The following is a 14,160-nucleotide window of genomic DNA, read 5'->3' as shown; positions in this document are numbered from 1 at the left end:
GCCGCCGACTAGGATTGGACGTGGGGGAGTTTGACGCAGAATCGGAGGCGGCATGGCTGACTTTACGGAAGCGAAGGTACAAGAGCTCCAGCAGGAGGCGATCTCGCTCGCGCACAAAAACGAGCGACTCTCCGCCGCGCTTGCGACGGCCCGCCGCCGCCTCGAAGAACTCCAGGAGCAGATCGACACGCTCACCCGCCCGCCGGGCACCTACGGCACGTTCCTCGAAGGGGATATGGCGAGCCGCGAGGCCGACGTCATGGTTGGTGGTCGCCGGATGTGCCTGCCCGTCGTCCCGACGCTGCCGCTCGGCGCGATGCGGCGCGGCCAGCTCGTCCGCCTCAACGAACAGATGCTCGTGATCTCGGCGGCCGACTATGAGCAGACCGGCGCGCTAGTCTACGTCAAGGAAGTGCTTGCCGACGGCCGGATCGTCGCCACGGGCCGTTCCGATGACTCCATCGTGCTGCTGCCCGCCGGCGCGCTGCGCGGTCAGCGCATCCGCATAGGCGATGTCCTGCTCGCCGACCTGAAAAGCTCGACGGCCCTCGAGATCATCCAGCTGTCCGAGCTCGACGACCTGCTGCTAGAAGAAGAGCCCGACGTCGACTATTCGGACATCGGTGGCCTGAACGACCAGATCGTCGAGATTCGCGACGCGATCGAGCTGCCGTTCGCGCACCCCGAGACCTTCCGCGAACACGGGCTGCGCCCGCCCAAGGGAGTGCTGCTGTACGGCCCGCCCGGCTGCGGCAAGACCCTCATCGCGAAGGCCGTCGCGACCTCACTCGCGCGCAGCAAGGGCAGCGAAGGCGATAAGGCCTACTTCCTCAACATCAAGGGCCCGGAACTGCTCGATAAGTACGTCGGCGAAACCGAGCGGCACATCCGCACGATCTTCGCCCGCGCCCGCGAAAAGGCCACGTCGGGCATGCCCGTCGTCGTGTTCTTCGACGAGATGGAATCGCTCTTCCGCACCCGCGGCTCGGGCGTCTCCTCCGATGTGGAGACGACGATCGTGCCGCAGCTGCTGGCCGAAATCGACGGCGTGGAACAGCTCGCGAACGTCATCGTCATCGGTGCCTCCAACCGTGAGGACATGATCGACCCCGCGATCCTGCGGCCCGGCCGCCTCGACGTGAAGATCCGCATCAACCGGCCCGACCGCGAGGGCACGATCGACATCTTCCACAAGTACCTCACCGATAAGCTGCCCTACCACGAGGACGAAATCGCCCGCTACGGCGGCGTCGGCGGGGTCATCGAACACCTCATCACGCATGCGGTGACCGCGATCTTCGCGACCGACGATTCGGACCGGATGTTCATCGTGACATTCGCCGACGGGTCGCAGCACACGCTGTACTTCTCGGACTTCGTCTCCGGCGCTCTCGTCGCCAACATCGTCGACCGGGTCAAGACCGTCGCCGTGAAGGACTACCTCGCGCTCGGCGAGCGCGGCATCCGCACCGCGCACATGACGCAGGCGATCGCTCAGGAACGCCGCGAACACGAGAATCTGCGCGCGACCACCGACCCGGAGGAATGGGCCCGCGTGCTCGGCCGGGCCGGGGCCCGCGTCGTCGACGTCGCCGCCATCGATTAGGAGCCACATGTCCGTTATCCGCCCGATGGGGACCGAAACCGAATACGGTATCCTCGAGCGCGGCGCCGCCACGAACCCGATCGAGCTGTCGAACGCGATCGTGCGCGCCTACGCTGAGCAAGTCCCGCATGTGCCGTGGGACTACCGCGGTGAGGACCCGCTCGCCGATGCGCGCGGCTACCGGCTCCCGCGCGCCGCCGCCGACCCCTCGATGCTGACCGACGATCCGGAGCGGCATGCGCCGTCGGGCCCCGGCACGAATGTCGCGCCGCAGGCCCCGCACCTGGAGCGCTCCGGGCCCGCCAACGCCGTGCTCACCAACGGCGCGCGGCTGTACGTCGATCACGCCCACCCCGAATACTCCGGCCCCGAGGTGCTGACGCCGCTTGAGGCCGTGCGCTTTGACCGCGCGGGCGATGCCATCATGACGCGTGCGGCCGCGAACCTGAAAGCACAGGGGCGCGACGTCGGGATCTACAAGAACAACGTCGACGGCAAGGGCGCGAGCTACGGTACGCACGAGAACTACCTCATCGACCGCGACGTCGCCTTCGGCGATGTCGTCACGCACCTGACGACATTCTTCGCCGTGCGCCCGCTCATTTGCGGCGCGGGCCGCGTCGGCATAGGGCAGCGCAGCGAGGAGGCCGCATTCCAGATCTCCCAGCGCGCCGACTACATCGAAAACGAGGTCGGCCTCGAGACGACGTTCAACCGGCCGATCATCAACACGCGCGACGAGCCACACGCCGACGCGAGGCGCTGGCGCCGCCTGCACGTCATCGTCGGCGATGCCAACACGTTCGACGTCTCGACCTACGTCAAGCTCGGCGTCACCTCGCTCGTGCTGTGGTTCATCGAACGCGGCGAGGTCCCGCTCGACCTCGACGCGCTCAGCCTGTCCGCGCCCGTCTTCGACTGCTACGGCGTCTCGCGCGACCCGCTCACGCACACGCTGTCGACGGCCTCGGGGCGCCACACCGCGCTCGATATCCACTCGATCTTCCGCGACCTGATCGCCGACGCGCTCGCCGCCGACGGGATCACCGACGTGGCCACCGTCGACGTTATGGAGACCTGGAGCCGGCTGCTCGACGGGCTACGCACCGACCTCACGCGCGTCGAGACCGACATCGAATGGGTCGGCAAGCTCCACCTGCTTGAGCGGCTGCGCGAACGCGGGGGACTGGCCTGGGATGACCCGAAGCTCGCCGCCGCCGACCTGCAGTTCAGCGACCTCGATCCCGCCCGCTCGCTCTCGGGCGCGCTTGACCGCTCCGGCAAGGTGCGCCGCCTCGTCACCGAGGCAGAGATCAGTAGCGCGATCGAGGCCGCGCCGACGGACACGCGCGCCTACCTGCGCGGCCACTTCATCGCTTCCTATCCGCGCGATGTCGCCGCCGCGTCGTGGACGTCGCTGACGGTGCGCGATCCGGATAGCGAGGCGCTCGTGCGCATCGGCCTGCCCGACCCGTACGGTGGTAGCAAAAGCCGCTGCGGTGAGCTCCCGACTGATGATTTGTCGGCCAGCCTCGCGGCAGTGCAGTAGGAGGTAGTAATGAGGCGAGAACAGATCCGGCCGCAGTCCGCGAGCCAGGAAGTCGAAGAAGAAGAAATCGAGATCAGCGCGACGACCCAGACGTCGAGCGTTGACGACCTGCTCGACGAGATCGACGCCGTGCTGGAGACCAATGCCGAGTCCTTCGTCCAAGGATTCGTGCAAAAAGGCGGCCAGTGAGCCAGCGACGCATCTACGGGATCGAGACCGAGTACGGCATCACCTGCGCTAACACGGGCGTCGGCGAGCCGCCACTCGGTGCCGAGGAGGCAGCCCACGAGCTGTTTCGGCCGGTGCAGGCCTCCTCCCGATCCACCAATGCGTTCCTGACTAACGGCGGCCGGCTCTATCTCGACGTCGGCGCGCACCCCGAGTACGCGACCGCCGAATGCGATAACCTGCCCGACCTGCTCGCACAGGACCGCGCCGGCTCGATGATGATGGCCGACCTCGCCGCGCAGGCGAACAAGCGGCTGCGCCAGCGCGGGATCAGCGGCGCGATCCACCTGTTTCGCAATAACGCCGACTCGCGCGGCAACTCCTATGGCTGCCACGAGAACTACCTCGTGCGTCGCACGCCGCGCTTTCGACAGATGGTCGACTCGCTCATCCCGTATTTCGTCACGCGCCAGGTCGTCGTCGGCTCCGGCTATTTAAAACTCAAGCGCCGCCGCGCGAGCTACGGGTTTTCCCAGCGCGCCGACCAGACCTGGGATGCGATCTCCTCGGCGACTACGCGCTCACGCCCGATCGTCAACACGCGCGATGAGCCGCACGCCGATGCCGACAAGTACCGCCGCCTGCACGTCATCGTCGGCGACACGAACGTCTCGGAAGCGGCGACGCTCGCGAAGGTCGCCGTCACCGAACTGCTCCTCACGCTCGCCGAACGCGGCGAGCTACCCCGCTTCTGCCTCATCGACCCGATGCGCGCGATCCGCGAGGTCTGCCAGGACATTTCGGGCACGGTGCGCTGCGATCTCGACGACGGGCGGGCGCTCACCGCGGTCGATATCCAGCGGCACTACCTCGACGCGATCGCAGGCGCCGATCTCGAGTTCACGGACCTGCACCGCTACTCCCTCGACCTGTGGGAACGCGGCCTGAACGCCGTCGCGAGCCAGGACTCCTCCGCGGTCGATACCGAGCTCGACTGGGCCGTGAAGAAAAAACTCCTCGACTCCCTGAGCGCCCGGGGCTTCGGCCTCGACTCCTTCGAGGCCTCGCGCCTCATGCTCGCCTACCACGACGTGACCAGCGGCGGCATCTGGCAGCGCATGGAGCAGCGCGGCATGCTGCGCCGCTTCACGACCGACGCCGACGTCGATGCCGCGCGCACGACCGCCCCCACGACCACGCGCGCCCATCTGCGCGGCCAGTTCCTTACGCTCGCCGCGAAGTATCGCCGGGATCATACGGTCGATTGGACGCACATCCGGTTAAATGACGCGAACCACCAGGCGATCCGGCTCGACGACCCGTTCAGCGCGTCCGATGACCGCGTCGCCGCACTGTTAGCCGAGATCCCCCCCACGGAAAGCGAGTTGCCATGGGCGTAGCGATTTCCCGCCGCGTTGCGGCCGCCTGCGCCGCCCTCGCTCTGGCCGCCACGGCGCTGGCGGGCTGCAACACCCAGGAGAAGGAAACCGAGGCGAGCCCGCAGGTTCAGTCGGTCGTCGTCGACGGGTCGCTCGGCTCGATCCCGTCCGTCGCCCTGCCCAAGGGCATGTCCGTCACCTCGCGCGAAAAACTCCAGGCGGTCCCCGGCTACGGCCGCCAGCTCACCGAGGGCTCCAGCGCGATCCTCACCGTGACGACCTTCGATGGCGACGGCGCCCTCATCGAGGGCGAAGCACTCGGCGTCCCCAAAATCGTGAAGATCACCGATGAGGGCGTCGGCACGGAACTCGCGAAATCCCTCATCGGCGAACACGAGGGCAGCCGCATCGTCCTGCTCGAGCCGGTCCAGATCAAGAGCAAGGACACGACGCTCGTCACCGTCGTCGATATTTTGCCGACGGTCGCCGAGGGCACTGTCTCCGAGCTTCCCAAGGGCATGCCCGAGGTCAAGCTCGTCAACGAACGCCAGCAGGCGAGCGCGATGGGGGAGGCCGCGCCGCCCGCGAAGCTCGTCATCGCCCCGATGCTCACGGGTCAGGGCGCACAGGTCCTGGAAAACCAGCACGTCATGGTGACATTCACGCAGACGCACTGGTCCTCCGGCGAGCTCGTCGACGCGACGGAGCCGCACACGCCGATCACGCTCAACCTCAACGGCGTCATCCCGGGCCTTCGGGCTGGCATCCTCGACCAGCGCGTCGGCTCGCGCCTGCTGCTCGTCATCCCGCCGGATCAGGCGGCGGGCACCGACACGCTCGTCATGGTCGTCGATATCCTCGCCGCGTTTAACTCCGACGTCCAGAATTAGCCGACGATCACGCTCGGCACGTCGAGCGAGGCGGCGTAGGACAATGCGTCGTGCTGGGCCTGCCACGGCCCGCGGTGCTCGCTCCAGTCGTAGTCATCGCGCGCCGCGATCCGCGCCTCGCGCTCGCGCGTGCTCGCCTGCGCGAACACGACCGCATCCCAGATCGGTCCACCGGCCGCCGCCACGAATTCATCGCTCGCCGCACCACACCCGTCGACAATGAGGACGTGGCCACGCGCCTGAATCGGCGTCTCGCTAACGCGTGCGTTCACCCAGTCGTAGGGGCGATAGCGCAGCTCGCCGCTCGCCTTGAACTCGGCCGCGAGCGCGCCGCCGCGCGCGACTCCACCGGAGAGGTCAACCCAGCCGTGGCACAGCGAATCGAGCGAGAGCACGACGCCTCCCAGCTGGCGGGCGAGCGCGGTCGCGAGCGTCGTTTTCCCGGCGCCGGTCGCGCCATCGACCGCGATGATCGCGCGGGGCGGGTGAGGTCTGGTCACGATCCTCACCCTAGCCCGACCGCCGGTAGGCTAAGGCCCATGGCGCCTGCAATCCGGATTATTCCCTGCCTCGATGTCCTCGATGGCCGCGTCGTCAAAGGTGTGAACTTCACGAACCTGAAAGACGCCGGCGACCCCGTCGAACTCGCGCGCGCATACGACGCGGCCGGGGCCGATGAGATCACGTTCCTCGACATCTCCGCCTCCGCCGAAGGACGCGGCACGACCCGCGAGGTCGTGAAGCGCACCGCCGAAGAGGTCTTCGTGCCGCTCACCGTCGGCGGGGGAGTACGCAGCATCGACGACGTGGCCGAACTGCTCGCCTGCGGGGCCGACAAAATCAGCATCAACACGGCCGCGATCGCGCGTCCGGAACTCATCAGCGAGATCGCGCAGCGCTTCGGTTCGCAGGTCATCACGCTCTCGCTCGACGCGCGCGCCTGCGCGGACCAGCCCTCCGGTTATGAGGTGACGACCCACGGCGGCCGCAAGTCCGCCGGACTCGACGCGATCGCGTGGGCGACGCAAGCGGCCGACCGCGGCGTCGGCGAGATCCTGCTCAACTCGATGGACGCCGACGGCACGCGTGCGGGCTTCGACCTCGACATGCTCGCCGCCGTGCGCGACGCGGTGAACCTTCCACTGATCGCCTCGGGCGGCGCCGGCAGCGTCGAGCATTGCGTTGCGGCAGCGCGCGCGGGCGCGAACGCGATCCTGGCCGCCTCCGTCTTCCACTACGGCACGCTCAGCATCGCCGACGTGAAGGCCGGCCTCGCCGACGCCGGTTTCGAGGTCCGGTCGTGAATCCGGCGTTCAACGAGGCGGGCCTGCTGCCCGCGATCATCCAGGACGCGGCCGACGGACGCGTCCTCATGCTCGGCTATATGGACGCCGAGGCGTTCCACCGCACGTGCACGACGGGCCGCGTCTGGTTCTGGTCGCGTTCCCGGCGCGAATACTGGCGCAAGGGCGATACCTCCGGCAACGTCCAGTACGTCAAATCCGTCGCGCTCGACTGCGACGGCGATACCGCGCTCGTCACCGTCACCCAGGTCGGGCCATCCTGCCACACGGGCACGCCCACCTGCTTCACCGGCCGCGAGCTCGACGTCACCGTGGGAGGCCCCGCATGACCTGGGGAGAAACGACGCCCGACCTTGCTGGTTTCCGTCGGCTCGCCCAGGGCAGCCGGGCCGTGCCGATTACTCGGCGCCTGCTCGCCGAAGATCTCACCCCGGGGGCCGCCTACCGTACGTTCGTGAACGCACCCGGCTCCTTCATCCTCGAATCCGCCGAACACGGCGAATGGGGCCGCTGGTCCTTCGTCGGCGCCAACTGCCGCACCTTCCTCATCTCCGAGCCCGACGGCGAAGCCTACTGGCACGGCCAGGTCCCCGCGGGATTCACCGTCTCCGGCCCGGCGCTGGACCTCGCGCGCGAGGCCGCGGAACTCCTACGCCACGGTCCAGTCGGCGAGGACTGTCCGCCCTTTACCGGCGGTCTCGTGGGCGCGCTCGGCTGGGAGATCGTGCGCAGCCTCGAACACCTGCCGCCGCGCGTCGCCCCCGATGTCCCCGTGCCCGACGTTGCGATGGCGCTCGCCACCGACATCCTCGCCTTCGACCACCGCAGCGGCGACGTGTGGCTCATCGCCTCGGCCATTAACTATGACGGCAGCGACGAGCGTGTCGATGACGCCTACCGCGACGCGCTCGCCCGGCTGGATCAGATGGAGGCCGCGCTCGAGGACATCCCGACGCGCGGCATCGCCCGCCGCGAGGCGCCCGCCGAGTGCGCCGAGCCGACGTTCAATATGGCGCCCGAGGAGTTTATGGCCATCGTCGCGCGTGCGAAGGACGCGATCCGCGACGGCGAGGTCTTCCAGATCGTGCTCTCGCAGCGCGCCGAGCTCGCGTGCAGCGCCGAGGCGCTCGACGTCTACCGCGTCCTGCGCGCGACCAACCCGTCGCCCTACATGTTCTTGCTGCACCTGCCGACGGGAGAGGGCGAGTCCTTCCACATCGTCGGCTCCTCGCCCGAGACGCTCGTGGAGGTGCGCGAGCGCGCCGTGCGCACGTTCCCGATCGCGGGCTCCCGCCCCCGCGGCGCCACCCCAACAGCCGACGCCCGCATCGCCGACGAACTGCTCGCCGACCCAAAGGAGCGCGCCGAGCACGTCATGCTCGTCGACCTCGCCCGCAACGACCTGTCGCGCGTGTGCACCCCCGGCAGCGTGACGGTCCCGGACTATATGGCGATCAAGCGCTATTCCCACATCATGCACATCACCTCGACGGTGACCGGCACGCTCGCGGATGAGTGTGAGGCGCTCGACGCGCTCGCCGCGGCCTTCCCCGCGGGGACCCTGTCGGGCGCGCCCAAGGTGCGGGCGATGGAGCTGATCGACGAGCTCGAACCGACGCGCCGCGGCATCTACGGCGGCGTCGTCGGCTACCTCGACTGGCAGGGCAACCTCGACATGGCGATCGCGATCCGCACCGCCGTCATCGCACGCGGCCGCGCCTACGTTCAGGCCGGGGCCGGGATCGTGGCCGATTCCGACCCGCAAAGCGAACTGCACGAGTCGCGCACCAAGGCTGCCGCCGCGCTCGCCGCGGTCGCCCGCGCGAACCAACTGAGGGGAGAGGCCCAATGAGACTAAGCCGAAAACAGGTCGCGACGTTCTTGACGGTCCTCGGGGTCCTGCTCCTTGGCACGAGCGTCCTCGGCTGGCTGCAGGCCGACGTCACCTCGGTTGCGGGCACGACGAAAACGACGCTCACCGGCGTCCAGCTCGCGCCCGCCGGCGCCGCCGGGGCCCTCGCCCTCATCGCCGCGTCGATCGCGCTCGTATTCACGACGCGCCTCGGCTCGCGCATCGTGTGCCTCATCGCGGCCCTCGCCGCGGGCGTCAGCCTGTGGGCGTTATCGACACTGCTGTTCGCGACGCCGCGCGACCTCACCGAAACGTTCACATCGCTCACGTCGGGCACCGCAGAGATTTCCGCGATCCACACGCTGCCGACGATCTGGGTCGGCTCGCTGCTCGCGCTCCTCGCGATCGCGATCGCCCTGTTCAGCGCCGCGATCGCCGGCCATTGGACCACGACCGTCAGCCGCTACGACATCCGGACGATCCCCACGGACTCGCCGGTGTCGCCCGATCCGCGAGGCCAAGCAATCGACGATTGGGACGCTCTGGGACGCGGGGAAGACCCCACCAAATAATTCGGTAAGCTTGCCGCCAGGAGGACACCATGAACATTCAGTATTCCCTGCCCCCCGCCTCGCCTTACGAGAACCACGGTCGCACGCGCGCGTCGTGGATCTTCGTCTGGCTCACGATCCTCGGCTCGGCCGTGATCGCCGCTGGAATGGTGCTGTATTCCGTGCCGACGCAGATCGCCGGAGTCGCGCTCCTCGTCATCGGCGCCCTGACTGGAATCGGCCTGCGCGCCGCGGGGCAGGGCCAACCGCGGACAGTTGCCGTACGCGACTGGTACGAGGACTAGGCTGACGCTCAGCACGTGCTGGGAGGAAGAATGTCCGTACTCGATGAGATCGTCGGCGGCGTCCGCTTAGACGTCGCCAAACGAGAGGCGCGCGTCAGCCTCGATGAGTTAAAAGAGCGCGCCGAGCGCCGAGATAGCGCCATCGATGTGATCGCCTGTTTCCAGCAGCGCGACGCGGTCGTCTCCCTCATCGCGGAAGTCAAACGCCGCAGCCCCTCCAAGGGTGCGCTCGCCACCATTCCCGACCCAGCCGAACTCGCCCGCGCCTACGAAGCGGGCGGTGCCACCGCGATCTCGGTGCTGACCGAACAGCGGCATTTCGGCGGCTCGCTGCAGGACTTCGAAGCCGTGCGCAAGGCGGTCGACGTGCCGCTGCTGCGCAAGGACTTCATCGTCACGCCCTACCAAATCTGGGAGGCGCGCGCCTACGGCGCCGACATGGTCCTCCTCATCGTCGCCGCACTCGACCAGGTCGTCCTCACCTCGCTCATCGAACGTATCCATTCCCTCGGGATGACCGCGCTCGTCGAGGTCCATGACCGCGTCGAAGCGATGCGCGCCGTCAACGCGGGCGCGCGCCTCATCGGCGTCAACGCCCGCAACCTCCACACGCTCGACGTCGACCGATCGGTCTTCACCGACGTCGTCGAAGTCATCCCGTCCTCGGTGATCCGCGTCGCCGAATCTGGCGTGCGCGGCCCGCGCGACGTGTGGACGTATGCGAAGGCCGGCGCCGATGCCGTCCTCGTCGGCGAAGCCCTCGTGCGCGATGGCGACCCCCGCAAAGCCGTGGCCGACATGGTCTCGATTACCAAACATCCCGCGACGCATCAGCAGTGGGAGTAAGTGAGGAAGGAGGGGACGTGCCTCACCGTTCCCTGGCGAACCAGACCGGGCCGTACTTCGGGCCGTTCGGTGGCCGATTTGTGCCCGAAGCGCTCATTGCCGCGCTCGACGATCTCACGGTCGCGTGGGAAAAAGCGAAAGACGACCCGACGTTTCGCATCGAGCTTTCCGACCTGCACCGCGACTACGTCCACCGCCCCTCGCTGCTGACCGAAGTCCCGCGCTTTGCCAAGCACTGCGGCCCGGCCCGCGTCTTTTTGAAACGCGAAGATCTCAACCACACGGGCAGCCACAAGATCAACAACGTTCTCGGCCAAGCCCTGCTGACGCGCGCGATCGGCAAGACCCGCGTCATCGCGGAGACCGGCGCCGGCCAGCACGGCGTCGCGACCGCGACCGCGGCCGCGCTGCTCGGCCTGAAGTGCGTCATTTACATGGGCCGCGAAGACATGCGCCGCCAGGCCCTGAATGTCGCCCGGATGCGCCTGCTCGGCGCAGAGGTCGTGAGCGTCGATGCCGGCAGCGCCACCTTGAAAGATGCCATCAACGAGGCGTTCCGGGACTGGGTGACGAACGTCGAGACGACGAACTATATCTTCGGCACCGCCGCGGGGCCGCACCCGTTCCCGGCGATGGTGCGCGACCTGCAAAAGATCATCGGCGAGGAGGCGCGCGAGCAAATCCAGGACCGCATCGGCCGCCTGCCTGATGCTGTCGTCGCCTGCATTGGCGGCGGCTCGAACGCGATCGGCATGTTCCACGCCTTCCTCGACGACGAGGACGTCACGCTGCTCGGTATCGAAGCGGCGGGTGACGGCGTCGACACCGACCGTCACGCGGCCTCGATCGCGGGCGGCTCACTCGGCATCCTGCACGGCGCGAAGATGTACCTCATGCAAGACGAGTTCGGCCAGACGATCGAATCGCATTCCATCTCCGCCGGCCTGGACTATCCGGGCGTTGGCCCCGAACACGCCTACCTGCACTCGATCGGCCGCGCGACCTACTGGCCCGCCACCGATGCCGAAGCGATGGAAGCCTTCCAGCTGCTGTCGCGCACCGAGGGCATCATCCCCGCGATCGAATCCGCGCACGCGCTTGCCGGCGCGATGCGCTGGGGCCGCGAGAACGCCAACGGGATCTATGACGACGGCGACGAGCCCGTCATCATCGTGAACCTCTCGGGTCGCGGCGATAAGGACGTGGCCACCGCGGCCGCGTATTTCGACCTCGTCGACCCCGACCTCAGGCAGGAGTAAGCCCGTGACCTCACGCACCGAAGCGGCCATCGACGCCCGGCTCGCCCGCGGCGACGCCGCCCTCATCGGCTACCTGACCGCGGGCTATCCCGACGTCGATACGACCGTCGCCGCAGGCAAGCTCCTGCTCGAGCACGGCTTCGACATGCTCGAGATCGGCCTACCGTACTCCGACCCCGGCGTGGACGGCGCCGTCATCCAGCACACCGGAGCTGCCGCACTCGCCGCCGGCACCCGCACCCCGCACGTCTTTTCCATCGTGGAGCAACTCGCCGCGACGGGCGCGCCGATCCTCGTCATGACGTACTACAATCCGATCTTCCGTTACGGCGAACAGCGCTTCGCCCGCGACCTCGCGGCCGCCGGGGGAGCGGGCACGATCACGCCCGATCTCATCCCCGACGAAGCCGAGGACTGGATCGGCGCCGCCACGGACTTCGACCTCGACCGCGTCTTCCTCGTCGCCCCGTCCTCGACGAACGAGCGCCTCGCGATGACGGCCGCCGCCTGCCGCGGTTTCGTCTACGCCGCCTCGACGATGGGCGTGACCGGGGAGCGCCGCGAAGTCGACTCGACGGCCGAGACGCTCGTAGCCCGCACGCGCGAGGTCTCCGAGCAACGCGTGTGTGTCGGCCTCGGAGTGTCCTCGGGCACCCAGGCCCGCGAGATCGGATCGTTCGCTGACGGCGTGATCGTGGGCTCCGCGCTGCTGCGCGCGCTCGATGACGGCATGGATCGCCTCGCCCGTCTCGCGACCGAACTCGCGGCCGGGTGCGAGGGTGCCCGCGCGGGGGGCTAAGATCAGTCTCGAGAAAGCCCCCCACCCCGTAGACTGGAAACATGCGTAGAGCCAAAATCGTTTGCACGATTGGTCCGGCGACTGAAACCCCGGAAAAAGTCCAAGAACTCGTCGATGCCGGAATGGACGTGGCGCGAATCAACCGCTCCCACGGAACCGCCGAAGAACACGAACTCGTATACGCCAATGTGCGTGCCGCGGCCCAAACCTCCGGGCGCGCCGTCGCGGTCCTCGTCGACCTGCAGGGTCCGAAGATCCGCCTCGGCACGTTCGAATCCGGCCCCGTGTTTTTGGAAGAAGGCGCGACCTTCACCATCACCACGCGCGATGTCGTCGGCACGAAGGATCTGTGCTCGACGACGTTCAAGGGCCTGCCCGGCGACTGCCGCACCGGTGACCCCCTCCTGATCGACGACGGCAAGGTCGCCCTGCGAGTCCTTGACGTCACCGACACCGACGTCGTCACCCGCGTGGAGGTGCCCGGCCCGGTCTCCAACCACAAGGGCATCAACCTGCCCGGCGTCGCCGTGTCCGTTCCCGCACTGAGCGAAAAGGACAAGGAAGACCTGCGCTGGGCGCTTCAGATCGGCGCCGACTTCATCGCCCTGTCCTTCGTGCGCTCCGCACGCGATATCGAAGACGTCCACGAGATCATGGACGAGGTCGGCCACCGCGTGCCCGTCCTCGCGAAGATCGAAAAGCCGCAGGCCGTCCAGAACCTCACGGAAATCGTCGACGCGTTCGACGGCATCATGGTCGCCCGCGGCGACCTCGGCGTCGAGCTCCCGCTCGAGCAGGTGCCGCTCGTCCAAAAGCGCGCGATCGAGCTCGCGCGCCGCTTCGCCAAGCCGGTCATCGTCGCGACCCAGGTCCTCGAATCGATGATCACCAACCCGCGCCCGACGCGCGCCGAGGCCTCCGACTGCGCCAACGCCATCCTCGATGGCGCCGACGCCGTCATGCTCTCGGGCGAAACCTCGGTCGGTGAATACCCGATCGAAGCCGTGCGCACCATGAGCCGTATCATCGAAAACACCGAGGAAAACGGTGGCGACCGCATCGCCCCGCTCACCTCGGCTCCGCACACCCGCTCCGGCGTCATCACGAAGGCCGCCGCGGAAATCGGCGAAATGATCGAGTGCAAGTACCTCGTGACGTTCACCCAGTCGGGCGATACGGCCCGCCGCATGTCGCGGCTGCGTTCGCCCATCCCGCTGCTCGCCTTTACGCCGCTGGAAGCGACCCGCAACTCGCTCGCCCTGTCGTGGGGCGTGCACACCTATAAGGTGCCGGCCGTCTCCCACACCGACGACATGGTCGAGCAGGTCGACTACTACCTGCAGGAGTCGGGACTTGGCGAAAACGGCGACCGCGTCGTCATCGTCGCTGGCATGCCTCCGGGCACCGTCGGTTCAACCAACTCGATCCGCGTCCACAAGATCGGAGAGGTCCACCTCCCCGTCGAACGCTGAGTGATGGATCACGCTCTCAGATGTATCGGAGCACCACAACGCCGGTGGTACCGTAAAAGCTGCATCTGAAGCGAGCTCCTGTGGTGGAATCGGTAGACACACTGCACTCAAAATGCAGCGCTGAAAGGCGTGAGGGTTCGAGTCCCTCCGGGAGCACTTAGCCAAGGCCAACCGCGTGAA

General features: G+C 67.8%; 15 protein-coding genes and 1 tRNA gene. 15 read left to right on the top strand and 1 reads right to left on the bottom strand.

Annotated features, from left to right (window positions below):
* The first annotated feature begins 52 nt into the window (after positions 1-52).
* The 5 genes from arc to BSZ39_RS01925 are packed head-to-tail and all read left to right on the top strand — an operon-like array spanning position 53 to position 5,592.
* Positions 53-1,606 carry a proteasome ATPase gene (gene arc / locus BSZ39_RS01945; protein WP_073715712.1) on the top strand — a complete coding sequence of 518 codons (1,554 nt, stop codon included), beginning with the start codon at positions 53-55 and terminating at the stop codon, positions 1,604-1,606.
* 7 nt (positions 1,607-1,613) lie between these two features.
* Positions 1,614-3,155 carry a depupylase/deamidase Dop gene (dop, locus tag BSZ39_RS01940; RefSeq protein WP_073715711.1) on the top strand — a complete coding sequence of 514 codons (1,542 nt, stop codon included), beginning with the start codon at positions 1,614-1,616 and terminating at the stop codon, positions 3,153-3,155.
* Between the two features lie 9 nt (positions 3,156-3,164).
* Positions 3,165-3,344 carry a ubiquitin-like protein Pup gene (locus BSZ39_RS01935; RefSeq protein ID WP_073715710.1) on the top strand — a complete coding sequence of 60 codons (180 nt, stop codon included), beginning with the start codon at positions 3,165-3,167 and terminating at the stop codon, positions 3,342-3,344.
* On the top strand, positions 3,341-4,723 hold the full coding sequence (gene pafA / locus BSZ39_RS01930; RefSeq protein ID WP_073715709.1) for a Pup--protein ligase: 1,383 nt from the start codon (positions 3,341-3,343) through the stop codon (positions 4,721-4,723). Before BSZ39_RS01935 ends, pafA begins: the two co-directional genes overlap by 4 nt.
* Positions 4,714-5,592: an FKBP-type peptidyl-prolyl cis-trans isomerase gene (locus tag BSZ39_RS01925; RefSeq protein ID WP_073715708.1), complete on the top strand. Its 879-nt coding sequence runs from the start codon at positions 4,714-4,716 to the stop codon at positions 5,590-5,592. Before pafA ends, BSZ39_RS01925 begins: the two co-directional genes overlap by 10 nt.
* Here the strand turns inward: BSZ39_RS01925 and BSZ39_RS01920 are convergent.
* On the bottom strand, positions 5,589-6,092 hold the full coding sequence (locus tag BSZ39_RS01920) for a uridine kinase family protein (RefSeq protein WP_073715707.1): 504 nt from the start codon (positions 6,090-6,092) through the stop codon (positions 5,589-5,591). The genes BSZ39_RS01925 and BSZ39_RS01920 overlap by 4 nt on opposite strands.
* 39 nt (positions 6,093-6,131) lie before the next feature.
* On the opposite strand from BSZ39_RS01920, the gene hisF reads away from it, so the two are divergent.
* The 10 genes from hisF (at position 6,132) to BSZ39_RS01870 (ending at position 14,136) form a co-directional block, all read left to right on the top strand.
* Positions 6,132-6,896: an imidazole glycerol phosphate synthase subunit HisF gene (gene hisF / locus BSZ39_RS01915; RefSeq protein ID WP_073715706.1), complete on the top strand. Its 765-nt coding sequence runs from the start codon at positions 6,132-6,134 to the stop codon at positions 6,894-6,896.
* Positions 6,893-7,225 (top strand): phosphoribosyl-AMP cyclohydrolase, encoded by a 333-nt coding sequence (hisI, locus tag BSZ39_RS01910; RefSeq protein WP_073715705.1) that lies wholly within the window; start codon positions 6,893-6,895, stop codon positions 7,223-7,225. Before hisF ends, hisI begins: the two co-directional genes overlap by 4 nt.
* Complete coding sequence (locus tag BSZ39_RS01905; RefSeq protein WP_073715704.1) at positions 7,222-8,748, top strand: chorismate-binding protein; 1,527 nt, start codon at positions 7,222-7,224, stop codon at positions 8,746-8,748. Before hisI ends, BSZ39_RS01905 begins: the two co-directional genes overlap by 4 nt.
* The gene (locus tag BSZ39_RS01900) at positions 8,745-9,320 is read left to right on the top strand and encodes a Trp biosynthesis-associated membrane protein (RefSeq protein ID WP_083602857.1); all 576 of its coding nucleotides are present in this window, start codon (positions 8,745-8,747) and stop codon (positions 9,318-9,320) included. Before BSZ39_RS01905 ends, BSZ39_RS01900 begins: the two co-directional genes overlap by 4 nt.
* 29 nt (positions 9,321-9,349) lie before the next feature.
* Complete coding sequence (locus BSZ39_RS01895; protein WP_073715702.1) at positions 9,350-9,604, top strand: HGxxPAAW family protein; 255 nt, start codon at positions 9,350-9,352, stop codon at positions 9,602-9,604.
* 30 nt (positions 9,605-9,634) lie between these two features.
* On the top strand, positions 9,635-10,450 hold the full coding sequence (trpC, locus tag BSZ39_RS01890; protein ID WP_073715701.1) for an indole-3-glycerol phosphate synthase TrpC: 816 nt from the start codon (positions 9,635-9,637) through the stop codon (positions 10,448-10,450).
* Between the two features lie 17 nt (positions 10,451-10,467).
* Positions 10,468-11,709: a tryptophan synthase subunit beta gene (gene trpB, locus BSZ39_RS01885; protein ID WP_073715700.1), complete on the top strand. Its 1,242-nt coding sequence runs from the start codon at positions 10,468-10,470 to the stop codon at positions 11,707-11,709.
* 4 nt (positions 11,710-11,713) lie between these two features.
* Entirely contained in the window at positions 11,714-12,508 is a 795-nt protein-coding gene (gene trpA, locus BSZ39_RS01880) for a tryptophan synthase subunit alpha (protein WP_073715699.1), read from the top strand.
* 41 nt (positions 12,509-12,549) lie between these two features.
* A complete protein-coding gene (gene pyk / locus BSZ39_RS01875) occupies positions 12,550-13,980 on the top strand; it encodes a pyruvate kinase (protein ID WP_073715698.1) in 1,431 nt (476 codons plus the stop codon).
* 74 nt (positions 13,981-14,054) lie between these two features.
* A tRNA-Leu gene (locus tag BSZ39_RS01870) sits at positions 14,055-14,136 on the top strand.
* The last annotated feature ends 24 nt before the right edge of the window (positions 14,137-14,160 follow it).

The sequence above is a fragment of the Bowdeniella nasicola genome (assembly GCF_001907295.1).
GTDB lineage: Bacteria > Actinomycetota > Actinomycetes > Actinomycetales > Actinomycetaceae > Bowdeniella > Bowdeniella nasicola.
This window is presented reverse-complemented; position numbering and strand designations above follow the sequence as displayed.

Bases quoted from the DNA above. Each gene is read 5' to 3' on its own strand.
- arc (WP_073715712.1), top strand. From the start codon at position 53: ATGGCTGACTTTACGGAAGCGAAGGTACAAGAGCTCCAGCAGGAGGCG.
- BSZ39_RS01905 (WP_073715704.1), top strand. From the start codon at position 7,222: ATGACCTGGGGAGAAACGACGCCCGACCTTGCTGGTTTCCGTCGGCTC.
- BSZ39_RS01895 (WP_073715702.1), top strand. From the start codon at position 9,350: ATGAACATTCAGTATTCCCTGCCCCCCGCCTCGCCTTACGAGAACCAC.
- BSZ39_RS01900 (WP_083602857.1), top strand. From the start codon at position 8,745: ATGAGACTAAGCCGAAAACAGGTCGCGACGTTCTTGACGGTCCTCGGG.
- hisF (WP_073715706.1), top strand. From the start codon at position 6,132: ATGGCGCCTGCAATCCGGATTATTCCCTGCCTCGATGTCCTCGATGGC.
- pyk (WP_073715698.1), top strand. From the start codon at position 12,550: ATGCGTAGAGCCAAAATCGTTTGCACGATTGGTCCGGCGACTGAAACC.
- BSZ39_RS01925 (WP_073715708.1), top strand. From the start codon at position 4,714: ATGGGCGTAGCGATTTCCCGCCGCGTTGCGGCCGCCTGCGCCGCCCTC.
- BSZ39_RS01935 (WP_073715710.1), top strand. From the start codon at position 3,165: ATGAGGCGAGAACAGATCCGGCCGCAGTCCGCGAGCCAGGAAGTCGAA.
- trpC (WP_073715701.1), top strand. From the start codon at position 9,635: ATGTCCGTACTCGATGAGATCGTCGGCGGCGTCCGCTTAGACGTCGCC.
- dop (WP_073715711.1), top strand. From the start codon at position 1,614: ATGTCCGTTATCCGCCCGATGGGGACCGAAACCGAATACGGTATCCTC.